18 protein-coding genes are annotated in these 24,807 nt (G+C 71.4%); 2 read left to right on the forward strand and 16 right to left on the reverse strand.

All coding sequences use genetic code 11. The features are described 5' to 3' along the window. Positions 1-93: 93 nt before the first annotated feature. The 9 genes from QMK24_RS31525 to QMK24_RS31565 all read right to left on the reverse strand — a co-directional run bounded on the left by QMK24_RS31525 (position 94) and on the right by QMK24_RS31565 (position 10,293). A complete protein-coding gene (locus tag QMK24_RS31525) occupies positions 94-1,428 on the reverse strand; it encodes an MFS transporter (RefSeq protein WP_283470265.1) in 1,335 nt (444 codons plus the stop codon). A 494-nt stretch (positions 1,429-1,922) separates the two neighbouring features. Continuing rightward, positions 1,923-2,996 carry a rod shape-determining protein gene (locus QMK24_RS31530; RefSeq protein ID WP_283470266.1) on the reverse strand — a complete coding sequence of 358 codons (1,074 nt, stop codon included), beginning with the start codon at positions 2,994-2,996 and terminating at the stop codon, positions 1,923-1,925. 143 nt (positions 2,997-3,139) lie between these two features. Beyond that, on the reverse strand, positions 3,140-4,354 hold the full coding sequence (locus tag QMK24_RS31535) for a peptidoglycan DD-metalloendopeptidase family protein (protein WP_283470268.1): 1,215 nt from the start codon (positions 4,352-4,354) through the stop codon (positions 3,140-3,142). 146 nt (positions 4,355-4,500) lie between these two features. Further along, positions 4,501-5,367 (reverse strand): chitosanase, encoded by an 867-nt coding sequence (locus tag QMK24_RS31540; RefSeq protein WP_502962680.1) that lies wholly within the window; start codon positions 5,365-5,367, stop codon positions 4,501-4,503. Positions 5,368-5,558: 191 nt separating this feature from the next. Next, positions 5,559-6,761 carry a hypothetical protein gene (locus QMK24_RS31545; protein ID WP_283470269.1) on the reverse strand — a complete coding sequence of 401 codons (1,203 nt, stop codon included), beginning with the start codon at positions 6,759-6,761 and terminating at the stop codon, positions 5,559-5,561. A 228-nt stretch (positions 6,762-6,989) separates the two neighbouring features. Then, the gene (locus QMK24_RS31550) at positions 6,990-8,021 is read right to left on the reverse strand and encodes a rod shape-determining protein (protein WP_283470294.1); all 1,032 of its coding nucleotides are present in this window, start codon (positions 8,019-8,021) and stop codon (positions 6,990-6,992) included. A gap of 61 nt (positions 8,022-8,082) precedes the next feature. Further along, complete coding sequence (locus tag QMK24_RS31555; RefSeq protein ID WP_283470270.1) at positions 8,083-9,153, reverse strand: rod shape-determining protein; 1,071 nt, start codon at positions 9,151-9,153, stop codon at positions 8,083-8,085. Positions 9,154-9,464: 311 nt separating this feature from the next. Next, on the reverse strand, positions 9,465-10,070 hold the full coding sequence (locus QMK24_RS31560) for an SDR family NAD(P)-dependent oxidoreductase (RefSeq protein WP_283470271.1): 606 nt from the start codon (positions 10,068-10,070) through the stop codon (positions 9,465-9,467). 4 nt (positions 10,071-10,074) lie between these two features. Further along, entirely contained in the window at positions 10,075-10,293 is a 219-nt protein-coding gene (locus QMK24_RS31565; protein WP_283470272.1) for a hypothetical protein, read from the reverse strand. Between the two features lie 336 nt (positions 10,294-10,629). Between QMK24_RS31565 and QMK24_RS31570 the strand changes: the two genes are divergently transcribed. Beyond that, on the forward strand, positions 10,630-11,745 hold the full coding sequence (locus QMK24_RS31570) for a baeRF3 domain-containing protein (RefSeq protein ID WP_283470273.1): 1,116 nt from the start codon (positions 10,630-10,632) through the stop codon (positions 11,743-11,745). Between the two features lie 70 nt (positions 11,746-11,815). Here the strand turns inward: QMK24_RS31570 and recQ are convergent, their stop codons facing one another. The 5 genes from recQ to QMK24_RS31600 all read right to left on the reverse strand — a co-directional run bounded on the left by recQ (position 11,816) and on the right by QMK24_RS31600 (position 20,285). Next, positions 11,816-13,780, reverse strand: coding sequence for a DNA helicase RecQ (gene recQ, locus QMK24_RS31575; protein ID WP_283470274.1), 1,965 nt, complete (start codon positions 13,778-13,780; stop codon positions 11,816-11,818). An 87-nt stretch (positions 13,781-13,867) separates the two neighbouring features. Beyond that, positions 13,868-15,856, reverse strand: a complete 1,989-nt coding sequence (locus tag QMK24_RS31580; protein WP_283470275.1) for a Xaa-Pro dipeptidyl-peptidase — start codon at positions 15,854-15,856, stop codon at positions 13,868-13,870. Between the two features lie 182 nt (positions 15,857-16,038). Next, a complete protein-coding gene (locus QMK24_RS31585; RefSeq protein ID WP_283470276.1) occupies positions 16,039-18,441 on the reverse strand; it encodes a Tex family protein in 2,403 nt (800 codons plus the stop codon). Positions 18,442-19,264: 823 nt separating this feature from the next. Beyond that, positions 19,265-19,618: a VOC family protein gene (locus QMK24_RS31595; protein WP_283470295.1), complete on the reverse strand. Its 354-nt coding sequence runs from the start codon at positions 19,616-19,618 to the stop codon at positions 19,265-19,267. 160 nt (positions 19,619-19,778) lie between these two features. Further along, positions 19,779-20,285: a GNAT family N-acetyltransferase gene (locus QMK24_RS31600; RefSeq protein WP_283470277.1), complete on the reverse strand. Its 507-nt coding sequence runs from the start codon at positions 20,283-20,285 to the stop codon at positions 19,779-19,781. A 153-nt stretch (positions 20,286-20,438) separates the two neighbouring features. On the opposite strand from QMK24_RS31600, the gene QMK24_RS31605 reads away from it, so the two are divergent. Next, positions 20,439-21,503, forward strand: a complete 1,065-nt coding sequence (locus QMK24_RS31605) for a fatty acid desaturase family protein (RefSeq protein ID WP_283470278.1) — start codon at positions 20,439-20,441, stop codon at positions 21,501-21,503. A gap of 30 nt (positions 21,504-21,533) precedes the next feature. On the opposite strand, the gene QMK24_RS31610 is transcribed toward QMK24_RS31605, so the two are convergent. After that, positions 21,534-22,940 (reverse strand): M1 family metallopeptidase, encoded by a 1,407-nt coding sequence (locus tag QMK24_RS31610; RefSeq protein WP_283470279.1) that lies wholly within the window; start codon positions 22,938-22,940, stop codon positions 21,534-21,536. Positions 22,941-22,945: 5 nt separating this feature from the next. Next, positions 22,946-24,736, reverse strand: a complete 1,791-nt coding sequence (locus QMK24_RS31615) for an AMP-dependent synthetase/ligase (RefSeq protein ID WP_283470280.1) — start codon at positions 24,734-24,736, stop codon at positions 22,946-22,948. Positions 24,737-24,807: the final 71 nt, after the last annotated feature.

Below are 24,807 nucleotides of genomic sequence, written 5' to 3' on the forward strand. Positions count from 1 at the left end.
GGTCAGGTCAGCGGCCGGTCCTGACGAAGCGTTCGAGCCGCCCGGCCTCGCGGCCCTCGAACGCACGCATCGTGCTCATGACACGCATCACACTCACCGAACCCCCCGTACCCGCAGGACGAGAACCGCTCCGGCGAGGGAGACCACGGCGGCCACCGGGAACAGCGCCTCGTATCCGCTGGCGCTGACGATCCAGCCCGCGACGGTCGGCGCGAGGATCTGCGGGCCGGCGTTGGCGATATTGATCAAGCCCATGTCCTTGCCCGCGTCCGCGGAACGCGGCAGGACCTTGGTGATCAGGGCCATGTCGACGGCCATGTAGACACCGAAGGCGATGCCGCCCGCGACGTTGTAGGCGACCATCCCGTTCTCGGTCGGCGAGACCATCGGGATGGTCAGCGCCAGGGCCGCACCGATTCCCGAGGCCAGGACGAAGGGCTTCACCCGGCCGACGCGGTCGACAATCGGCCCGATCAGTACGACGGCGGCAATCGTGCAGACCGCGTTGACGATCATCAGGAAACCGACCGTCGGGAGCAGGTCCTGCGGCGGGATCTTGATGTAGTCCGCCAGCAGGTACATGTTGTAGGTCAGCACGACCAAATAGCCGAGCATCACCCCCAGTCGGGACAGGAAGGCCCAGATGAAGTCGGGGTGCTCCTTGGGGTTGACCCAGAAGTTGGACACGAACGCGCGCAGGTCGAATTTCTCCCGGGGCAGGTCCCGGGCCGATGTGTCGGGCGAGACGACGGTGAAGATCAGTGCGGCGACGACCACACAGCCCGCGATGAGGTAGTAGCCCTTCTCGCCCGCGAAACGGCCGCCGAAGCCGCCGATGACCCCGTCGAGGCCGAACTTGTTCCCCGGCACACCGCCGATGACCAGCGCCGCGATGATGGTGCCGAGCGGCACGCCGAGTCCGACGAGGGCGGAGAACGTGCCGTATTTGGCCTGCGGGACCCGGTCCGGCATGCAGGCGGTCAGCGCCGCCTGGTAGCCGTTCATGATGAACTGCACGACGCCCCAGCTCAGCCCGAGCATGGCGATCGAGTTCGCGTGGGCCTGGCCGATCAGCGCCAGCGCGCCCAGGCCCGCGCAGAGCAGGATCCACGGGGCGCGGCGGCCGAAACGCGACCGGGTGCGGTCCGAGAGCTGGCCGAATATCGGGTTGCCGACGGTGGCCAGGATGGCGCCCGTGGTGCTCGCCGTGGACAGCGCCCCCGTGTCGTTGGTGCCGGTGATCTGCGCGACCTGGATCGGCAGCAGGAAACTGCCCACGCCCAGCCACAGCAGGTACAGCGCCACGTTCGCCAGCGGCAGCGTGACGTGGAGAGGGCCCAGGCGGTAGCGGGACGCCGGGCGCGCGACCGCGTCCGGGGCTGCGGGCGCGATGGCCGCAGGACCTTCTTCGGGAAGCAATGTGCTCATCGGTGGACCCTTCAACGGACGAGACGGCAGTACGGGGGGCAAGGCGAAGAGAACGCGCGCCGGCAGTCGAACCGACCAGCTCCGACGGCCTCGGCGGGGCGTTGTCGGTGAGCGTAGATGACACGTGTCAGCAATGTAAGAGGTCGGTTCACGAAGCAATGGATCCGTGATGCGCGACTATGTGTTCAAGAAGTGAACGAACGATTGCGGAGGGCGGATCGGCGAACCGTCGGCAAAGCGGGCCCGGTGGGACTCACGGGCTCGGTCCGCGCCACGTGCGAGGGGCGGCGAAGGTGACGGCTAGGGTGCCGACCACAGGCGAGGGTGCCGACCCAAGGCACAGGTCAGCACGTCGGGTGCGGCTGTGCGGTCCGGCCGGCGCGGACCGGCAACCGGCCCCTCCGGCCCCTCCCGCCCCTCGGACCGCTGCCCGCAGGCCACACCGCCGCCCCCGGACTCCGCGCCGAACAGCCCGCCCAGAGCAGCCCGGCGCGTCAGACCGGCAGCAGTTGCTGGGGAAGGTACTTCGCTTCGCTGAGGTAGCGGCGGGCGCCGCGGATCGCGGAGGCCGTCGCGTCGGTCGCGGGGTGGACGGGCATGCCCACCCGTGCGGCGAGCAGTTCACGCAGGCCGCCCATGAGCGAGCCGCCGCCGGTCAGCACCAGGCCCTGCCGCGCGATGTCGTCGGCCACGCTGGCGGGGCTCTGCTCCAGTACGACGCCGACCGCGTCGGCGATCAGCCGGATGTACGGGGCGGTGACCTCGGCGAGTTCGGCCATGGTCACCTGCACCGTACGGGGCCGGCCGGTGGCGGCGTCGCGGCCGGTCACGGGCCGGGACGAGGTGCTGCGGACCCCGGCCGCGCGGCTCAGCTCGGTCTTGACGGCTTCCGCGCACCGGACGCCGAGCGCCAGGCCGTGCTCGCGCTCCAGATATGCGGCGATCGCCTCGTCGAAGGTGTCGCCGGCCGCGGCGGTGGACGCCGAGGCGACCATGCTGCCGAAGGCGAACGCGGCCACGTCGGCGGTACCCGCACCGACGTCGATGACCATGCAGCCGTCGCCGTCCCACACCGGCAGCCCCGCGCCGATCGCGGCGGCCATCGGCTTGGGCAGCATCCGCACGTGACGGGCGCCGGCCGAGTGCAGCGCGTCCTCCAGGGCCCGGCGCTCCACCGACGTGGCCAGCACCGGGACGGTGACCATCACCCGGGGCGGCCCCCACGCGTGCCACGCCCGCCGGCGTCCCAGCAGGTGCCACAGCAGCCGGGACGCCGCCTCGAAATCGGTGATCGCCCCGTGCCGCAGGGGGGACGTGGCCACGATGCCGGGCGGGGTGCGGCCGAGCATGAGCCGGGCCTCCTCGCCGATCGCCAGCACCTTGTTGGTTCCCGTGCGCACGGCCACCACCGACGCCCCCTCGCTCACCGGTCCGCTCCGGCTGTGCACCCGGGTGGTCGCCGTCCCCAGGTCCACCACCAGGTCCAGGGGGGCCGGCCCCCCGCGCGGGACGGGCGGGTCGGTCTGCTGCCGGCTGGTGAAGGCGTTCAGCAGCTGAGGGAGCGTCATGGTGACTCCTGGGAGGGATACCTGAGCCGGACGTGACATGTCGGTAGGTAGGCATGCCCGGCTTCGCACGCGCGATGTGGTGTCCGGCGCGCGTTCTCCCTCGAAAGAGTGCGTTTCGGTCGTCCCAGCGGCCGATTGCGGCGTCAGATGCTGACGCTGTGCGCCCTGAGGTAGGCGAGGGGGTTGATGTCCGAGCCGTACTCGGGCCCGGTGCGGATCTCGAAGTGCAGATGCGGTCCTGTGGCGTTGCCCGTGGAGCCGGAACGACCGATCTGCTGACCGCGGTTGACCGGCTGCCCGGCCCGTACGGACAGTTGCGACAGGTGCGCGTACTGGCTGTACCTGCCGTCGGGGTGGCGGATGACGACCTGGTAGCCGTAGGCGCCGCCCCATCCGGCGGAGACGACCGTCCCGTTGCCGACGGCCTTCACCGAGGTGCCGGTGGAGACCGGGAAGTCGACGCCGGTGTGATAGCCGCTCGACCAGCTGGCGCCGGCGGCGTGGTAAGGCGTGCTCGGGCTCACTCCGCTGACCGGCGCGATGAAGCTCTGCGAGCCGACCTGAGTCGTCTGGTGCTGCGGGGTGCGGGTCGCCGCCGGTTTGGCGGCGGGGGCGGTCTGCGGCGGACGCTGCTTCGGCTTGGCGGCGGGCGCCTGGGTCCGGGCCGCGGGCCGTTGCGCCCCGGTCAGGGCGAGCCGCTGGCCGGGGAGGATCAGGTCCGGGTCGCCGCCGACGACCTGCCGGTTGTCGGCGTACAGCTTCGGCCAGCCGCCCTGGGTGCGGTGTTCCGCCGCGATGCCCGACAGGGTGTCGCCGCTGACGACGACGTAGGCGTCGGCCGCGGTCCTGCCGGGGGTGGCCGGGGAGGAGGGCTTGGCCGGCGCCGCCGTGGCGGGTGCGGCCTTCGCCGCCACTCTCACCGGTGTCTTCACCGGCGCCGTCTTCTTCGGATGCGCCGCGGCCTGCCGGGGCGCCGCGCTGTCGCGGGTGAGGCCGGCCCGTGGCCCGCACACCGGCCAGGCTCCCGGCCCCTGACCGCGCAGCACCTGCTCCGCGATGGCGATCTGCTGGGACTTCGACGCCAGGTCGGCGCGGGAGGCGTACGCGGTGCCGCCGTAGGCCTTCCAGGTACTCGCGGCGAACTGCAGCCCGCCGTAGTAGCCGTTGCCGGTGTTGATGTGCCAGTCCTGGGTGCTCTCGCACTGCGCGACCTTGTCCCAGGTGCTCAGCGGTGCGGCCGCCGCCCCGCTGACGCTGATCAGCGGAAGTGCGAGGCCGGCGCCGCCGGCGGTGACGGTCAGGGATGCCTGCGACACCCGGCTGGGCCGGTAGCGGCGGTGACGACCACGTAAGGGCATAACCTCGTCCTCTTCCACGACCGGGGGCCGGACTGGCGCCCCACAGGGTAGGCGCATCGATTCGGTCACGACAAGAGGCGTACGGGGAGCGCCTGTTGGGGCGGGCAGCGCCGGACGGCGCCGGTGCTGCCCGCCCCGGTGGCCGGTCAGTTCGCGATGTTGTAGCTGTCGCCGTAGACCTTCCAGCTCAGCGGCGTGTTCAGGTCGAAGTTGCCCTTCTGGAGGAAGACGCGCTGCTCGGTGTCGACACGGCTGGTGTCGCTGTGCGCCTCCTCGGTCTTCATGGCGGCCTTGCGCGCGTCGAGGAACGCGTTGAGGTACGTGGTCTCGTTGCCGCCCTGGGCCGGGGTCTTGGCCTTCTTCATGGCGGTCTTGCGGATGCCGCCGAAGCTGGTGCCGTCCTCGCCGGGGCCGTGCATGACGATCGCGTCGTAGTAGGCGAACTGGCCGAGCGCGCGCAGGCCGTCGGACTTGGCCTGGCTGACGGCCGGGTTGAAGTAGACGCGGTCGCGCTCGTCGTTCTGTGCCGCCTGGAACGCGGAGTCCTTGGCGGCGGTCTGCCAGGCGCTCACGAAGGCGGAGCCCAGGCCCGCGTGCGACGCGGTGCCGTTGACCTTGCGCAGCGCCGGGAGGTACTTGGCGAGGGCGTTGCCGGGCTTGCGGTCGGTGTAGAGCTGGACGAGGTCGAGCATGTCGCCGGTACCGGAACAGAATCCGATGATGCCGGCGGTGTAGCCTCGGCCGTCACCGATGTCCTCGATGTACTTGTACTGCGCCTTCCAGTCCAGCGAGGAGTTCTCGGCGCTGGACACCAGCTGCATGGCGATGTCCTTCTTGTGAGCATCGTCCAGGCCGACGCTCGCGGCCGAGACGCCGGCGCTGTGCACCGCCTGCGGTTCCGCGGCGTTGCCGTTGGCGGCGATCGCCAGGGGGGTGGCGCCCGCTGCCAGCAGCCCGGTGGCTATGAGGAGGGTCAGGCGCTTGCGGGATCGTCCTGCGCGGTGGTCGTTCACGTGCTCTCCGCTTCCGGCCGGGGGGCGGCCAATTCGGGGCTCGGGGGTTACCCATACCTTAGTTAGGAAACTTTCCTAACCGGGCGGGAGTATTCAAGCACCGCAACGAACGCACGCCAAGGGGCAGTTCGATGATCAGTTCCGGACCGGCCCCGGATCCGCGCGCGATCAGCCCGGGGGCCGGCCCCAGGTCAGTTCCGCCGCAGTTCCTCGAACCAGCGCAGGATCTGCGGGTAGGCGGCCGGCGGCGACGCCAGGTGCCCGGCCCCGCCCGCGCGGACGATCGGCGCGTGCACCCCGTTCACCTGCAGTTCCGCCTGGCAGTGTTGGGTGTTGGCGATCGCGACGTCGCGATCGGTCTCCGTGGCGAAGAGCCGTACCGGCACCCGGGGCTTCCAGGCCGAACAGGTGGAGTCGCCGATGCGCAGCGCCTCGGCAAAGGCGCCCGTGGGGTGGTTCAGTTTGTGGAGGAAGGCCGGGGTGAACAGCTTCCTCGGGTCGCCCGGCAGTGCGGCGATGATCTGCCCCTCGTTGTGACGGCCGTCGAAGAGCCGCTCCACGGTCCGGTCGTAGGGCGGCAGGAACGCTTCGGAGGGCGTGGCGTACAGCGGGTGCAGCCGGTTCCACGCCGTGGTGAAGTAGCCGAGGTAAAACGTCGCGATGACCGGGTCGAGCCGGCCGTCGAATGCCGCCGGAAGTTCCGCGCCGCGCGCGTCGAACGGGGCGCTGACCGGTGCGAGCGCCTGCAGCCCGAAGTACGGATCGGCCCCGCCCTGCAGCGCCCGGCCGAGCCCCATCGCGGCCACGCCACCCTGCGAGAAGCCGGTCACCAGCACCTGCCGGTCCAGCGTCCGGCCGTGCCGGGCGGCGAGGGAGCGGGCCGCGCGCAGCATGTCCAGCGAGGCGGTGGTCTCCGAGCCGATGTCCATGTACGGGTGATGGCCCGGCCCGGTGCCCAGCCCCAGGTAGTCGGGGGCGACGGCGGCGAACCCCGCGCCCGCGAACATCATCGCGACCCCCCGGTCGGCGGTGCCCTCGTCCATGGAGGCCACCTCGTTCTTCGCGGCGCGCGTGCCGTGCTCGTAGGCGACGGTCCGCAGCTCGCGCGGCCCTCCGACCGGCAGCGCGACGAGTCCGCTGGCCGTGGTCAGCCGGCCGTCGGTGCCGATCGTGCGGTAGGTGATGCGGTACGCGGCGGTCGCGTAGCGGGCGCCGGGCACGTCGAACCCCTGGCTCCCCACATAGGCGTCCGTCTCCGCGCGGCTGAGCAGCGCCACCGGCACGGCGGAGAGCAGCGTGCCCCGGCCGTAGGCGTGGTGGCCGCCCGCGGCCGGCGCGCCGGCGAGGAGGGCGATACAGAGCGCGGTGGCCGCGGTACGGGCGGTACGGGACATCGGGAGACCCCTGCCGTGAAAGGTGTGGAGAGCACTGGTTGCTGCTCCCCTCACCCTCCCGTCCCGCACGCCGCGGCCCCAGGGGCCCACACACCCGACCGGGGGTGGGGCCAACCGCACTCCCGGCCGGGGGCGACCCGCAGGGTCCGCGCGTCAACCCGCCCTGCCCGGCGCGGACTTCGAACCACCGGACTGCTGGACCAGTTGTCGGACTACTGAGCAAGCGCGCTACCGGACCGGCTCGCCCTGGCGCGCCCGCAGTACCGTGCCCTCGATCATCGCGCCCATCCCCAGCGCCACGCACTCGTCGGGATGGTCCGCGATCCGCACCCGCAGGCCGGTGGCCTTGCGGAGCAGGGAATCCAGGCCCGGCAGCCGGGAGATCGACCCGCCGAGCGTGAGACCGCTGTCCGCGATGTCGACCACCAGGTCGGGCGGGCAGCGCCGCATCACCATGCTGACGCCGTCGAGGATCGCGCGCAGCGGACCGTGCATCGCGGCACGCGCCGCGTCGGTGTCGGCCGTCACCGAGCGGACCAGACCGCTGACGATGTCCCGGCCGTTCAGTTCGAAGCCCGCCTCGGGAGGGATGTCCGCATCACCGATCGCCTGGTGCAAGGAGCGCACGGCCTGCACGGAGGGCGCCAGTTCATGGTGTCCTCGGAAGTACTCCACGAAGGCCCGCTCGATCGTGTCGCTGCCCACCGGCACGGTCTCGGAGGCCACCACCGTGCCCATGGACAGCACCGCCACCTGCGTGGTGTCGGCGTTCGCCAGCACGATCATGGCCGCTTCCGGATGCTCCACGGCCAGTCCGCAGCCGATGGCCGCCGCCAGGAGCGAGTCGACCAGCTCGACCCGCCGCATCCCCAGCGCCGACACCGTCTCGATGACGGTGCGGCGCGCCACCGGCGGGCTGTTGTGCGGAAGGCTGAGGGCGGCCCTGAGGACCGGGGTGCGCAACCGCGCCCGGCGCAGCCGGGAACCGGCGACATGACGGAGCAGACGCCGCGCCATCTCGACATCGACGACCATCCCGCCCGCCACCGGCCTGATGACCAGGATGTGGTCGGGCGCGCGGCCGGTGAGCTGTTCCGCGGTCGTCCCGATCGCGACCACCTCACCGCGCTCGGTGTCGAAGGCGACGACGCTGGGCTCGTCGGCGATCAGGCCCTGGCCCTTGAGGTAGACACGGGTCCTGGCGGCTCCCAGGTCCACGGCGACGGTGCAGCGCCGCATACGCTCCAGGATCGGCGTCAGGGGCATCGCGCACTCCGGGTCCCGGAGCGCCCCGGCATGACCGGGCCGCACGACCGGGCGGTCATGCGAGTTCCTGGCTCGCCGCCCGCGGGGCGCTCTCCACGCGTGGCTCATCGGATTCGTCCAGGACGGGTTCCGCGGATTCGATCATCATGCCCAGGCCCAGCACGGTGGACAGCGCCGGGTCCTTGGTGATGTGCACCGGCATTCCGGTGGCGGCACCGAGCATGGTGTCCAGGCCCGGCAGGACCGCGCTGCCGCCGGTGAGGACAACGCCGCGGTCGGCGATGTCGACCACCAGGTCGGGCGGGCAGCGGCGGAGGACCCGGCCGATGCCGCTCACCAGTGCGGCGAGCGGGTCGCGCATCGCCTGGCGCACTCCCCCGGTGTCGAGGTTCAGCGAGCGGGCCAGGCCGCTGGAGACGTCCTTGCCGTGCACCTCGGTGCTCGCCTCGGGCTGCGCCGCCGCCTCGGACAGCACCTGGTGCAGGGGCAACAGGCCCTGGTGCGGCAGTATCAGGGCGTGGTGGAGCCGCAGATGTTCCATCACCGCGTCGTCCATGACGTTCCCGCCGACCGGCAGGACCTCGGCCGCGATGATCCCTCCGAAGGACAGCACCGCCACCTGGGTCGAGGTCGCCCCGCAGATCACGATCATGCTGCCCTCGGGCTGGCCGATCGGTATCGCGGAGCCCACCGCGGCGGCGAGCGGGGCGTGGACGAGTTCCACCTGCCGGGCGCCGAGGTCCTCCAGCGTCTCGCACAGGATCCGCCGTGCCTGCGGACCGGAGCCGAAGGGCACGGCCGCCGCGATCCGCGGCTTGGACTGCCGGAGCCAGGCCCGGCGCGCCTTCTCGCCGAGCAGCTGGCGCAGCATCAGCGTGCCCATGTCCACGTCCGCGACGGTTCCGCCCGAGAACGGCCGGACCACGCGCACGTACTCGGCGGTGCGGCCGGTCATGCGCTGGGCCAGGGCGCCGACCGCGACGAGCCGCCCGTTGCGGATGTCCACCGCCACCAGGCTCGGCTCGTCGATGATCAGCCCCGACCGTTTCGCATAGACCCGGGTTCGCGCAGCGCCCAGATCGATCGCCAACGTACAGCGGCGCAGATCGTGCAAGCTGTCGGTCACGGCGAGCCTTTCGGAGCGGCGGATCCGGCCGCCTTCGTAGCGGCCTTCCGCCCACCATGCGCGCCGCTCGCGGTGAACGCCCGCTGGGATGCTCCGAGTGGGGACATGCGGTCGGCCGGGCGCGGCGAAGCGGGACGTCCCCGCGACACGCCGCCCGCGGACGCCTCGGGCCTCCCGCGGCGGGCGTTCGCGGCCGCCGCGTCGTCGGGGCCGCGCTCTGCGGTGGCTGCGTGCGTTTCACACGTTCGAGTGAACGGATGCGCAGAGCGGTTTAACGCGTGCGCCGGGCGGCGGCCCCGGGTGCCGGCCGGTCAGGTCCGCAGGTAGGAGGCGCCGTTGACGTCCAGGACGGTCCCGGAGGCCCACAGGGCGGCGGGCGAGGCGAGCCACAGGGCGGCCGCCGCGATCTCGGCGGGCGCGGCGACGCGGCCGAACGGACTCTGCGCGCGGATCGCCTCACCGCCGGCGCCGGCCAGCCGGTGGGCGACCCGGTCGGTCTCGATGAAACCCGGTGCGACGGACGCGACCGCGATGCCGTGGGGCGCGAGCGCGACGGCCAGCGACTGGCCCAGCGCGTGGACCGCCGCCTTCGTCGCGCCGTAGGCGGGATGGTCCGGCTCGCCCCGGAAGGCCCCGCGCGAGCCGATGTTGACGACCGCGGACCAGGCGTCCATGAGCTGGACGGCCTTGTCGGCGTAGCGGTGGTCCTGGCCGATGTACCAGGCCAGGGCGTCGGTGTACGCGGCGATGGCGTCCTCGCGCTCATCGGTGCAGCCGTTGCTGGGGTTGGAGTACGAACCGCATTCGACGACGGAGCGCGGCTTCACGGTCCGCGACAACGAGGCATACGGGCTGGCGAGCATCTTGTCGTAGGCGCTCTTCCAGGGCTGGGCGCCCGCGCTGACCTGGGCGCGCACGAAGTCAGCTGGCCGCGGCCGACCAGAACGCCGGGGTGGGTGAACGTGGCGGGGCGGCGGCGCGCACCTGGCCCGTCGTACCGGCCGGTGCCGCCTTGACGGCGGAGGCGGGGCCCGCGATGAAGGCGGCCGACAGCAGGCCGGCGAGTGCCGCCACGGCGGCGAAGGCGAGGCCGAGGGTTCTGCGCCGGTGCCGGGGGCGCGAAGGCGTTTCGGTAAGCATGGGGGGATGCCTTCCTGTGGGGGGAAGCGTTGGGGCCGCGTCAACTCCCGCATGAGTTCATTTACATGAACATCGTGCAATGGTATGAACCACGCGATGATTGGGGAAGGTAGGAAGAATCCCGTGGACACGTCAAGGATTTGAGCCAACGAGGCGAGGGAAAGGCCGGGTTTCGGCCGAAAGATGCTTTACGGCATGCGGGCCGGCGTTCAGACTGTGGAACCGGACGGGTCACGGAATCCCGGGCGCCCCGCAAGTCGCGCTCCGCCCCTAAGCCTGTTCCCCTGGAGGGACGGATCCGCCCGCTCCCGCGGCGGGCGTGTGGAAAGGGCGAGCATGCACACCAGTGAACTGACCCCCGCCGTGCTTGAAGGCCTGCGCAGGCCGCGGCCCTATCCGGCGATCTCACTGCTGATGCCCACCCACCGGCACCGCCCAGAAACCGCGCAGGACCCGATCCGGCTGCGCAATCTGCTCGACGAGGCCCGCAAGCGCATCGCGGACGACCACCAGGTGGGGCGCGCGGAGCGGATCGAGCTGGAGGGACAGCTGGACCTGGTGGCGAGCGATGTCGACTTCCTGCACGCCGAGGACGGGCTGCTGGTCCTGATCGCGCCCGGCGAACGGCACATCTGGCAGCTGTCCTCACCGGTGGCCGTCCAGGAACGCCTGGTCCTGGCGAACACCTTCCTGACCCGTAACCTCGTCGCCGCCCGGCTGTACGCCCGCCCGTACTGGGTGCTCGTGGTGTCCGAGGAGACGACCCGGCTGTTGGAGGGTTCCGGCGACCGGCTGGTGCCGGTCGAGCGCCACGGCTTTCCCCTGGAGCCCGGGATCCCCGACCCGCAGGACGCCGTGCCCGGGCCCAACATCGGCTCCGTCCCCGGCCACCAGCGCGAGGAGCGGATGCGCCAGTATCTGCGGTCCGTCGACGCTGCCCTGGACAAGGCGCTGCATCAAGAGCACCGTCCGGTCTTCCTCGTCGGGACGGCCGGCACCGTCACCCTTCTGGCAGAACTGTCCCAACACCCGCAGGACCTCGTGGGCCGCCTCGACCGCGCCGGGCTCGACAAGGCCCCCGCCCACGAGCTGGCGGAACGGCTGCGGCCGGTGATAGACGACTACAAGGCCCGCAGCACCGCCGCGGCCCTGGAACAGCTCGGTGACGCGCGCGGCCGGCGCCGCTTCGCCGGCGGTCTCGACGAGGTCTGGCGGGCGGTCAACGAGGGCCGCGGATCCCTGCTGCTGGTCGAGGAGCACTTCCAGGTCGCGGCCCGCATCGAGGACGACCACCTGGTGCTGGCCGAGGGCGGCATCGCGTCCGACGGCGTCGAGGAGGACGTGGTCGACCAGCTCATCGAGACCGCCCTGGACAAGGAGACCGAGGTCCGGTTCGTCCCGGACGACTCGCTCAGCGACGACGGCCGGGTCGCTCTCGTCCTGCGGTACTGAACCGGACGCCGGCGGGCCAGAGCGCGAACCCGGACTCGAAACCGCGCTCGCCCCCGGGCCGGAACGGGGGTCAGAACTCGGGCTCGGGCTCCGGCTCGGATTCCGGGTCGGGATCGGGCTCCCGCTCGGGTTCTGCGTCGGACGCCGCGGGCGCTGCGAACGCCGCCGGCGCCGCGGACTGCGCGGGCCCGGTCTCCACTCCGGCGAGGGTGTCCAGGATCTGCTGCCCGTACTTCGCCAGCTTGTTCTCCCCGACCCCGCTGATGGTGCCGAGCGCCGCCAGGTCCGCGGGCGCGGCCGTCGCGATCTCGCGCAGGGTCGCGTCGTGGAAGATCACGTACGCGGGCACGCCCTGCTCCTTCGCGCTCGCCGCTCGCCAGGCGCGCAGCCGCTCGAAGACCGGCAGCAGCGCCTCGGGCAGATCGACGGGAGCGGCGCGGCGGGACTTGGCCGACTTCTCCGCGCGGGCGGCCTTCTCCGGCTCGCGCCGCAGCAGGACCTCGCGCTTGCGGCCCAGCACCCCGGCGCTCGCGTCGGTGAGCACCAGCGTGCCGTAGTCGCCCTCGACGGCGAGGAGTCCCTGGGCCAGCAGCTGGCGGACCACACCGCGCCAGCCGGCGACGCCGAGTTCGGTGCCGATGCCGAACACCGAGAGCGTGTCGTGGTCGAACTGGATGACCTTGGCCGTCTTCTTGCCGAGCAGGATGTCGATGATCTGCCCGGCCCCGAACTTCTGGTGCCGCTCGCGCATCAGCCGCAGCACCGTCGAGAGCAGCTTCTGCGCGGCGATCGTGCCGTCCCACGACTCCGGCGGCGTCAGGCAGGTGTCGCAGTTCCCGCACGCGGTGCTGTGCTGGCCGAAGTAGGCCAGTAGCCGCACCCGGCGGCATTCGACCGTCTCGCACAGCGCCAGCATCGCCTCGAGGTGGGTGCCAAGACGGCGGCGGTGGGTGTCGTCGCCCTCGGAGGTCTCGATCATCTTGCGCTGCTGAACGACGTCCTGCAGACCGTAGGCGAGCCAGGCGGTGGAGGGCAGGCCGTCACGGCCGGCCCTGCCGGTCTCCTGGTAGTAGCCCTCGACGGATTTGGGCAGGTCCAGGTGGGCCACGAAGCGCACATCGGGCTTGTCGATGCCCATGCCGAACGCGATGGTGGCGACGACGACCACACCGTCCTCGCGCAGGAAGCGCGACTGGTTCGCCGCCCGTACGCGCGAGTCGAGACCGGCGTGGTACGGCACCGCGTCGACTCCGCTCTGCACCAGGAATTCGGCGGTCTTCTCCACCGACGCCCGCGACAGGCAGTACACGACGCCCGCGTCACCGGGGTGCTCGGTGCGCAGCAGCTCCAGCAGCTGCCGCTTGGGCTCGTCCTTGGGAGCGATCCGGTACTGGATGTTCGGGCGGTCGAAGCTCGCCACGAAATGCCGGGCGTCCTTCAGGTTCAGCCGGGTCGCGATCTCGCCGTGGGTGGCCTCGGTGGCCGTCGCGGTCAGCGCGATGCGGGGCACGTCGGGCCAGCGCTCGTGCAACGCCGACAGCGCGAGGTAGTCGGGCCGGAAGTCGTGGCCCCACTGGGCGACGCAGTGTGCCTCGTCGATCGCGAACAGCGAGATCGTGCCGCGGTCCAGGAGCCGCAGCGTGGCCTCGGAGCGCAGCCGCTCGGGCGCCAGGTAGAGCAGGTCCAGCTCGCCGGAGAGGAAGGCCGCCTCGACCGACCGGCGCTCGTCGAGATCCTGGGTGGAGTTGAGGAATCCGGCCCGGACGCCGAGCGCGGTGAGCGCGTCGACCTGGTCCTGCATGAGGGCGATCAGCGGCGAGATGACGACCCCGACGCCGTTGCGCACCAGCGCGGGGATCTGGTAGCAGAGCGACTTTCCGCCACCGGTCGGCATCAGGACGAGGGCGTCGCCACCGCCGACCACGTGATCGATGATCTCCTGCTGCGCGCCTCTGAACGACCCGTAGCCGAATACGCGGTGCAGGACGCGCAGCGCGTCGCTCGTCTCGGACGTCTCGGCGGGGGCAGCAGTCATCCGGGCAGTCTACGAGGAGCCCGGCACCCGCCATGACACGTTTCCCCGTCCCGGCCGGGTCCGGCCGGGACGGGGACGCGCTTCGGGTCAGCCCAGGCGCGCGGCTGCCGGGATGCGCTCGAAGAACGGGCGCGGAGCGGCCGGGAGCTGCGGACCGCGGGCCTGCGGGGCCGCGGTGGCGGCGGAGGTCCGCAGGGCGCCGTAGCCGCCGACGAGCGGGAGGCGCACCCCCGAACGGGCCAGGTCCACGGTCACCTTCGGGGTGGTGCCGGGCGGCAGGATCAGCCCGTTGTCGGTGCCCGCGATGATGACCGCGAGGCGGTGGCCGGCCGGGATCACGTGGTCCGTGGCAGCCAGCTTCAGGGTGATCGTGTAGGGCTTGCCCGGGACCAGCGGCACTCCGTGGCTGAGGGAGGCGAAGTGGCCGACGTCGGCCCAGCCCCGGCTGAACACGGCGTGGCTCACAGTGGTGGTGTCCGCGGCCGTGTCGAGGAAGCAGGCACTGTCACCGGCGGTGCTGTCGCCGAAGCAGGAGCGGGTCGTGAGGTTGACGATGCCCTCCTTCGCGCCGAGGTAGTTGCGGATGGTCGCCGGGCCGAGATCGACCAGCACCGCCGACAGGTGGGCGCTGGTGGTCGAGGAGGTCGCGGTGACCGTGACCGAGCCGCTGCCGGACAGCCGCAGGTCCTTGGTGAGGGTGCCTGTGGTGAAGGCGGTCTTAGCAGAGGTGGAGGCGTCGGCCGCACTGGCCCAGTCCTCTTCCCCCAGCTTCGGGTCGTCGGTGAACGACTCGGTGCTGCCGTGGGCCGCGGGCTTCAGCCCGAGGGTGCCCACGCCGGGCGTGGTACCGGAGCGCAGGTTCAGCGCGGTGGCACTGGTGCCGGCCGGCGGCCAGACCCTGTCGGTGGTCCATTGGTCGGGGGTGCGCTCGATGTCGGCCATCGGCTCGCGCTCGATCCCGTTGCGCACGCCCAGCAGGTAGTGGTCGAACCAGCGCTGGAGGGTGGGCACCCAGGCGGTGCGGCGGGTGTCGAAGGGGTCGACGTGACCGGTCTGCGACAGCCAGACCTTGCGCTCGACGCCGTGGGCGGCGAGGGCGTCCCACCACTGACCGAAGTTCTTCGTCCGGACGTTGAGGTCCTGCATGCCGTGGACCGCGAAGACGCTCGCACGGACGTTGTCCGCGTCCTTGACGTAGTCGCGCTGGGTCCAGAAGGGGGTCCAGTCGCCGGTGCGCGGCGAGCCGTCGATGATCTTCTGCTGCTGTGCGGCGCAGTGGGTGCGGGCGTCGGGGGTCTCGACGTAGTCCGACAGCCACTCGGGACCGTCCTGGAGCGGGGCGCCCTGGTGGAAGGAGTAGTCGTACCAGGAGCTGATCGCGCTGATCGGCACGATGGTCTTCAGACCGCGCACCCCGGTGACAGCGACACCGTTGGCGATGGTGCCGTCCCAGCTCTTGCCGATCATGCCGACGGCGCCGGTGGTCCAGCTCGCCGTGACCGACTGGCCTCCGGCGCGGGCGCTGTAGCCCTTGGCACGGCCGTTCAGCCAGTCGACGACCGCCTTGGCGGACTGGATGTCCGAGCGGCCGCCGACGTCGACACAGCCGTCGGACCGGTTGGTGCCCGCCAGGTCGACCAGGACGGCGGCGTACCCCCGCGGCACGAAATAGTTGTCGTAGAACAGCGGCGCCTGGACGATGTGGCCGTTGGCGTCGTAGGTCTTCAGCTGGCTCTCGTTGCCGCGTCCGCAGCAGGAGTAGTAGGGGCTGGCATCCATGATGACGGGTATTTTCCGGCCGGCCTTGGCGGGTTCGCTGGGCCGCACGATATCGACGGCGACCCGGTCGGTTCTGCCGTCCGCGTCGCCGTCGAGTCCGGTGTCCACCCACACCGATTCGCGGATGGCGTCGGCGTAGGAATAGTCGGGTTGGCTCAGTCCTTGCCGTACCGTGCCCGCATCCCGGGTGGCGGCGTGCGCGACGGTGGGTGCGGTGAGTACGGCGGCCAGGGCGGCAAGTACGGCCACCACGGCGGATATCCATTGGGTGCGGGTTCCCCGCGCATGTGTGAGCACGGGCGGACCGTAGCGGTTGTACCCGCCATGACAGAAGAGGGATACGAGACAACTTCTGGTTCTGCCGGGGCGGTTGTTCCGCAGCCGGGGCGGTTGTACCGCAGCCGGGGCGGTTGTACCGCAACTCCCCGGCCGGCGCGTCCGCGCCGGCCGGGGAGTTGCGGGCCTTGGAGTGCGGCCGGTCAGCGGCCGCCGCGGCCCTTGTCCAGGCCGGCGCGGCGCAGGGCTTCGGCCATGGCGCCGCCGGGGGCCGGAGCCGCGGAACCCCCGCCGCGCCGGTCGCTGCGGTCGTCTCGGGCGTCGCGGGCACCGCGGGCCTGGCGGGGCGGGGTACCCCGGCGGTCGCCGCCCCCGCCGCCTGCCGGGCGCTGTCCGTCGCGCGGACCGCGCGGACCGGTGGCCTCGTCCTCCAGACGCAGGGTCAGCGAGATGCGCTTGCGCGGGATGTCGACCTCCATGACCTTCACCCGCACGATGTCACCGGGCTTGACGACCTCACGCGGGTCCGAGACGAACTTCTGGGACATCGCCGAGACGTGCACCAGGCCGTCCTGGTGGACGCCGATGTCGACAAAGGCACCAAAGGCGGCGACGTTGGTGACGACGCCCTCCAGCAGCATGCCGGGCTGGAGGTCCTTCATCTCCTCGACGCCGTCCTTGAAGGTGGCGGTCTTGAAGGCGGGGCGCGGGTCGCGGCCCGGCTTCTCCAGCTCGGCGAGGATGTCGGTGACCGTCGGCAGTCCGAAGGAGTCGTCAACGAAGTCCTGCGGCTTCAGGGCCCGCAGCACCGTGCCGTTGCCGATCAGCGACGGGATGGCGGTCTTGGCCGTGGCGCTGATCCGCCGCACCACAGGGTAGGCCTCGGGGTGCACGCTGGAGGAGTCCAGCGGGTCGTCGCCGCCCGGGATCCGCAGGAAGCCCGCGCACTGCTCGTACGCCTTCGGGCCGAGCCGCGCGACGTCCTTGAGCGCCTTGCGGGACCGGAAGGGCCCGTTGGCGTCGCGGTGGGCGACGATGTTGCCCGCCAGGCCTTCGGTGATGCCCGACACACGGCGCAGCAGCGGCGCGGAGGCGGTGTTGACGTCGACGCCGACACCGTTGACGCAGTCCTCGACGACCGCGTCCAGCGAGCGCGACAGTTTCAGTTCCGACAGGTCGTGCTGGTACTGGCCGACCCCGATCGACTTGGGGTCGATCTTGACGAGCTCCGCCAGCGGGTCCTGCAGACGCCGGGCGATGGAGACCGCGCCGCGGATGGAGACGTCCAGTTCCGGCAGTTCTGCGGAGGCGTAGGCGGACGCCGAGTAGACGGACGCGCCGGCCTCGGAGACCACGGCCTTGGTCAGTTTCAGGTCCGGGTGCAGCCGGATGAGGTCGGCGGCGAGCTTGTCGGTCTCGCGCGACGCCGTGCCGTTGCCGATCGCGATCAGGTCGACGGCGTGGGTGCGGGCGAGCGCGGCGAGGGTGGCGACCGATTCGTCCCACTTGTTGCGCGGCACATGCGGGTAGATCGTCTCGAAGGCCACGACCTTGCCCGTGGCGTCGACGACGGCGACCTTCACGCCCGAGCGGAAGCCGGGGTCGAGTCCCATCGTGGCCCGCGTGCCGGCCGGTGCGGCGAGCAGTAGGTCGCGCAGGTTCGAGGCGAAGACCCGGACCGCCTCGTCCTCGGCGCCCTGGCGCAGCTGTACGCGCAGGTCGATGCCCAGCCGGACCAGGAAGCGGGTGCGCCAGGCCCAGCGCACGGTGTCGGCGAGCCAGCGGTCGCCGGGCCGTCCGCGGTCGGTGATGCCGAAATGGTGGGCGATGCTGCGTTCGTAGCTGCTGGGGCCCTCGCTCGGCTCCTCCGGCTCCAAGGTGAGGTCGAGGACGTCCTCCTTCTCGCCGCGCAGCATGGCCAGCACCCGGTGCGAGGGGAGCTTGGCGAACGGCTCGGTGAAGTCGAAGTAGTCGGCGAACTTGGCGCCCGCCTCCTCCCGGCCCGCGCGGACCTTCGCCACCAGGCGGCCCCGCGACCACATCCGGGTGCGCAATTCGCCGACCAGGTCGGCGTCCTCGGAGAACCGTTCGGTGAGGATCGACCGGGCGCCCTCCAGCGCGGCGGCCGCGTCCTCGACGCCCTTGCCGGCGTCGGCGTAACCGGCGGCCTCGGTCTGCGGGTCCAGCCCCGGGTCGGCGAGCAGCGCGTCCGCCAGCGGCTCGAGGCCGGCCTCCCGGGCGATCTGCGCCTTGGTGCGCCGCTTGGGCTTGAAGGGCAGATAGATGTCCTCCAGCCTCGCCTTGGAGTCGGCGGCCAGGATCTGCGCCTTCAGCGCGTCGTCCAGCTTTCCCTGCGACTCGACGGATTCCAGGATCGCCGCCCGCCGCTCGTCCAGTTCCCGCAGATAGCGCAGCCGCTCCTCCAGGGTGCGCAGCTGCGTGTCGTCGAGCGTGCCGGTCGCCTCCTTGCGGTAGCGGGCGATGAACGGCACGGTGGCCCCACCGTCGAGCAGGTCGACGGCCGCCTGTACCTGTCCCTCGCGTACCCCGAGTTCCTCGGCGATCCGGCGCTCGACCGACGGCCCGACCGACCCTGCAACAGACATCGTCACGATGCTGAACCTGCTCTCTCCGCTGGACTTCTGGGTGCATTATGCCCGCGCGGACCGGGCCCCCGCGTGGGCTCAGGGTGTCGTGAACGGTTCGGGGAAGTGCGCGGTGGCCAGGGTGCCGCGCTCAGCACGGGGGCCGCGCCCTTCGCCGCCTGGGCGGCCAGCGCGTCCAGCTCGGCCCGCTGGACAAGGTAGCGGGCAGCCGGGAAGGCGGGCGTGGCGCCGTCGGCGGCGAGGCTGCCGCTGACGTGGTCGCTGTGCCGGATGTTCCCGGCTAACCCGCGGGCTTTCGCGATGTGTGTCTACAACCGTGACAAGGCGCTCTGCCGCCGCACCCAGGAAGATGACGCCCCCGGCTCGACCGATGCGTCACCTCCTGCACGAACATCGCCCGCACCGATCACCACGCCGCCCTGCTCACCGACCAGGCCGCCGACCTGCAACGACAAGCGGACTCCGGGGCCTTGCCGCCTCCGCCGGCCGAGCGTCTGCGCGGGCCGGCCACCCGCCTGCACGAGCACGCCGACCACCACCAGCACCGCATCACCGCCCAGGAGCCCCCGGCATGACTCAGCCCACCGACGAACGGGGCCGCATCCGCGCGGCCATGGACCGCATCCTGAACGACACCGCGAACCGTTCCACGGGAGTGTTGACGGTCGTCGCCCTCGCGGCCGAAGTCCCGCGCAACGCTCTCACCCAGCGGCACACCGATCTGAAGAACGAGTTCCACGAGCGGGTCAAGGCCCGTGAGAGGCCGTTCCTGGGACGTCACCGCTGGGGCAGCAACTCGGCCAGCAGCCCCTCAAACAGCCACTTATTGACGTCGCTGGCCAAGGACACAGAACTCGTTGCCTTCGGGGTCTGCCAATACAACCCACGATTGATCACCCTGGCCAATATCAACACGCTGTGCGCCATGAGCCACAAGACGAGCCACCTCGGCGTCCTGGTCATCAGGCCTGAAGTCGAGATGCAGTCGGCTCTTAACCTTCTTGCTCTCATCAAGCCGGACGAAGTCCAACCCCGGCAGGCGATCCGGCTCCGGGCGGATCTCGAACTCCTCAGCAGAGGAGTGGACCACAACCCAGCCAAGAGCCTCAGCCCACCACTGCCCCAAGGCCACCGGATCTACCGAGTGAACAATTACCTGTTCCCATTCCAAGGTCATCCGCCGAGCGTAAGCCTGCCAGGGCTTCAGAAACAGACCCGGGCTGCTTTCAAGATCCCCGACAGCGTCAGGCACTCAACATGCTGGACTTGACAGAGAACGCGTCGCACAGGGGGACGACCTCGATGCCGGCGAAGGTGCGTGCCGGGTGCGGCATCGCTCAGGCCAGCCGCTTCTCGAACCAGTGGTCCGCGTACGGACTGTCGTTGTAGGCGGGGATCTCGGTGTACCCGTGCTTGATGTACAGCGCGCGGGCCTCGACCAGGTCCTTGCGCGTGTCGAGGCGGATGACGCGCGCGCCCAGCACGTCCCGTGCGGCGCGTTCCGCGGCGGCGACCAGCCGGCTCGCGACGCCTTCGCCCCGCGCGTCGGCGTGCACGAACATCCGCGTCAGCTCCGCGGTGTCCGGGTCCAGCACGCGCACGCCCAGGCAGCCCAGTGGCACGCCGTCACGGCGGGCGACCAGGAAGTAACCGGTGGGGACGACCAGGTCGTCGCTGGGTTCGTCCAGCAGGACCTGGTCCACCTCCGCCCCGGTCACGGGCCGGTCGTAGTACCGCCCGACCAGTTCGACGAAGTACTGCCGCAGCAGGGCGGATGCCTCGGGATGACCGGGCGCCAGCGGGGATGTCTCCCACCGGCCGGTGTGGTCGGCTGTCACGTTCACGCAGCCCATACTTGCAGGACCGTGCGGGGGTTAGCCCCCGAATATCCGGGGGCTTGGCACCCCAGCGGCTGGGGTGATGCCGCCATGGCTGCCCCTTGCCGCTGATCCGTAGGTTCGACGTACGGATTCCGCACGCCAGCATCGAGGAGCACCATGCCCCCCGTCAGCGCTCTCGCAGCCCCCCTCGCCAGCGCCCCCGACAGCACCGACTGCCCGGCGGGCAGCGATTTCGCTCCGTTGCTGCGGGAGGTCAAGGAGCGCGGCCTGTTCAGACGCCGGCCCGGCTACTACGCGGCCATGATCAGCTCGAACCTGGCGGCGCTGGGCGCGATATGGACCGGGGTCATGATGCTCGGCGGCTCCTGGCTGGTGCTGCTGCTGACCCTGCCGACCGCGGTCTTCGGCGCGCGGACGGCCTTCATCGGGCATGACGCCGGGCACCAGCAGATCGCCCGCTGCCGGGACCGGAACCGGCTCATCGGCCTGGCGCACGCGAATCTGCTGCTCGGCATGAGCTACGGCTGGTGGATCGACAAGCACAACCGCCACCACGCCAATCCCAACCACATCGAGAAGGACCCGGACGTCGAGGTCGGCGCCCTGGTGTGGACGCGCGCCCAGGCCGTCGAACGGCAGGGCTTCGCCCGCTTCCTCACCCGGCACCAGGCGCGGCTGTTCTTCCCGATGCTGCTGCTGGAGGGCATCGCCCTGAAGGTGTCCAGCTTCCAGAGCCTGCGCGACAAGCCCGCCCGGGAGCGGAACGTGGAGGGCGCGCTGCTCACCGCCCATCTCCTGGGCTACGTCTCCCTGTTGCTGATCGCGATGCCCGTCGGCCAGGCCATCGTCTTCGCCCTGCTGCACCACGCGCTGTTCGGCCTCCACCTGGGCTCCGCCTTCGCGCCCAACCACAAGGGCATGGAGATGCCAGAGCCGGGATCGCGCTGGGGACATCTGCGCCGCCAGGTCCTCACCTCGCGCAACGTACGCGGCGGCCTGGTCACCGACTGGTTCCTGGGCGGGCTCAACTACCAGATAGAGCACCACCTCTTCCCGAACATGCCCCGCCCCCACCTGCGGCTCACCCAGCCGCTGGTCCGCGAGCACTGCGCCCGGCTGGACGTCCGCTACACCGAGACCAGTCTGCTCGACTCCTACGCCCAGGCCCTGAGTCACATGCACGAGGTCGGCGCCCCGCTGCGCGGCACCGACGCCCACTGACCGCCGTACTCCGGAGGGGCCGGGCCAGCCCTATGGGGTCTTGGGCCGGCCGTCGCCGTAGAGCCAGGCGGCGAACAGGCCGCTGAGGTTCTTGCCGGAGTGCTTCTCGCACCAGGCGGTGAATTCGGCGGTGTTGACGTTGCCGTGCCGGTGCTCGACGGCCCAGGTGCGCAGGATGGTGAAGAAGTCCTTGTCGCCGACGGCCTGCCGCACCTTGTGCAGCACCATGGCGCCGCGGCCGTAGACCGGGGCGTCGGAGACGTTCTCCGCGCTTCCGGGGTCGGCCGGCGGGAACTCCCACTGGGCGTCGTCCGCGTAGGCGGTGTCGAAGTGCTTCTGGACGCTGTCACCGCCGTGCTGTTCGTCCCACAGCCACTCGGTGTAGGTGGCGAACCCCTCGTTGAGCCACATGCCCTGCCAGGTGCGAGGGGTGACGGAGTCGCCGAACCACTGGTGCGCCAGTTCGTGCACCAGGGTCGGCTCGTCCAGCGTGGTCCCCTCGGTGTCGCCGGGGAACACCGGTTTGGTCTGGTTCTCCAGGGCGTAGCCCACGACCTCGCGGTCGACCCGGTCCACGATGGCGCCGGTGGACGAGAAGGGGTACGGGCCGAACAGCGCGCTCTCCCAGTCCAGGATCTCCGGGATCTTCCGCAGCACGCCGGAGCGGTCCTCGCCCGCTTCACGGGGGTCCACGGCCACGTACACCGGCAGTCCCGAGGCGGTATGCGACTGGGTGACCTGGAAGTGCCCGATGGCCACGGTCGTCAGATAGCTCGCCATCGGCTCGGCGCTGTGCCACTGGAAGGTGGACCGGCCGCCCGAGGTGCGGGTGGCCGTCAGCTCCCCGTTGGACACGGCCGTGAGGCCGGCCGGCACGGTGACCGCGATGTCGTAGGCCGCCTTGTCGGAGGGGTGGTTGTTGCCGGGGAACCAGGTCATCGAGCCGACCGGCTCGCCCAGCGCGACGGCCCCGTCGTCCGTGCGGATCCAGCCCTCGTGCGAGCCGTCGTCGTCCTTGATGATGCTGGGGACGCCGGAGTACTCGACGGTGGCGATGAAAGCCGCGCCCCGGGCAACGGCGTGGGCAGGCCGCACCGTCAGTTCGGTTCCGGCGCGGGAGGTCTTCGCCGCGGCGCCGTCGACGGTGACCGTGCCGACCGTGAGCCCCGAGAGGTCGAGGTTGAAGGCCGGCAGCTGCCGGGTGGCCCGCGCGGTGATCTTCGCGGTGCCGCGCAGCAGCCCGGTGGCGGGTTCGTAGTCCAGGACGAGGCCGTAGTGCGAGACGTCGTACCCGCCGTTGCCCGCGAGCGGGAACAGCGGGTCCCCGACGCCGGAGACGCTGTCCGCGGGGGGCGGTGCCGGGGCCGCCTGACCGCCGGAGCACGCGGTGAGGAGGAGCAGCGCCGCGAGAGCGCCGCCCAGGACGCGGTGGTGCACAGGGCCTACCCCTCGTACAGGGACATGATCTGCTCAGCGTACGTGCTGCGGATCACCCGGCGCTTCAGCTTCAGCGACGGTGTGAGCTCGCCGGTGGCCGGGCCCCACTCCCCGGTGAGCAGGTGGTAGCGCTTGATCTGCTCCGGACGGCTGAGGCGGGCGTTGGCGGCGGCGACGGCGCGGGCGACCTCGGCGCGCAGCGCGTCGGGGCCCTCCCGTTCGGCCCACGCGGGAGCCAGTTCGGGATCGAGGACGAGGAGGGCGACGAGGTAGGGGCGACCGTCGCCGTGGACGAGGGCCTGGCCGATCAGCGGGTGCGCCTTGAGGGCGTTCTCGACCGCGGCGGGGGCGACGTTCTTGCCCGAGGAGAGCACGATGATCTCCTTCTTTCGGTCGGTGATCCACAGATAGCCGTCCGCGTCGATCCGGCCGACGTCCCCGGTGGGGAACCACCCGTCGGCGTCGGTGGCGGGGAGCACCGATCCGTCGGGCCGCAGGTAGCCGGAACAGACGATCGGTCCGCGGACGAGGATCTCGCCGTCCTCCGCGATCCGTACCTCCACCCCGTCCAACGGCCGTCCCACGGAGCCGAACCGGAAGCCGCGCGGGCTGTTGGTGGTGGCCACACCGGTCGTCTCCGTCAGGCCCCAGGCGTCGACGATGACGAAGCCGAAGCCGGCCCAGAACTCCAGGATGTCCACCGGCATCGGGGCGGCGGCACTCGCCATCCAGATCAGCCGGTCGAAGCCCGCCAGGGCCAGCACCGGATCGAGGACACCGCTCTTCGCCTCGGCGTAGGCGGCGGCCAGGGCCGGCGAGGGCTCCTCGCCGCGCTCCCGGCACCTCACCACGGCCCGCGCCGTCTCCGCGGCGGCCTCGACGACCGCCCGACGCTCGGCGGGCAGCAGATCGAGGGCGGCCCGCACCGCGGAGGTGAGCTTCTCCCAGACCCGGGGCACGCCGAAGAACTGCACCGGGCGCAGCTCCCGGGCGGTGGCGGCGACGGCCTGCGGATCGGCGCACAGGTGGACGTGCGCGGCCCGGAAGACCGGCAGGTAAATGCCCAGCATGCGTTCGGCTATATGGGCGAAGGGCAGGTAGCAGATGTGCGCGGCATGGTCGGGGAAGTCGGCGACGCGGTCGAGCGCGATGCCGTTGAGCAGGACGTTCCGGTGCGAGATCACCACCCCTTTGGGGTCGCCGGTGGTCCCGGAGGTGTAGACGACGGTGAGCGGGTCGGCCGGCCCCACCGCGCGCCACCCCTTCTCGAATGCCTCAGGATCGTGCAGCCGGACCCCTTGCGCGGCGATGGAGGCGTACGCGATGTTCGGGCCCGCCTGGCCCGGTTCCACCACCACCAGCCGTCGCAGCCGGGTGTGCGGGTCGTCGATGAGCGGCTCCCACAACGCGCTCTCCCGCTCCGCTTCCACCACCGCGAGCCGGGCCCTGCTGTGCCGGGCGATATGGGCGATCTGCTCGGGCGCGGCCGTGCTGTACACCGTGACCGGCACGGCGCCCAGGTGCACCAGGGCGAGGTCGGACAGCCAGTGCTCGGGCCGGTTGCCCATCATCAGCAGGACGTGTTCGCCGCGCTCCACGCCGATCGCGGCGTAACCGGAGGCGAGGACGGCCACCTTGCGGCGGACGTCGGACCACGTGAGGGTGGTCCAGCCGGATCCGTCGGCGGTGCGCCAGGACAGTGCGGGAAGGTCCCCGTGGTCCTCGGCGTTGCGCAGCAGCAGTGCGGGGAGGGTGAGCTCGGACGGTTCGGCGGGGAGTCGCAGGATCGTGGGCATGGGGGCCTCCTGACCGGCCTCCCGGCCGGTCTCCTGGAACCTGGTGGGCTGCGGGAATCGCAAGCTTTCAC

Source organism: Streptomyces sp. PH10-H1 (genome assembly GCF_030063355.1).
Taxonomy (GTDB): Bacteria; Actinomycetota; Actinomycetes; order Streptomycetales; family Streptomycetaceae; genus Actinacidiphila.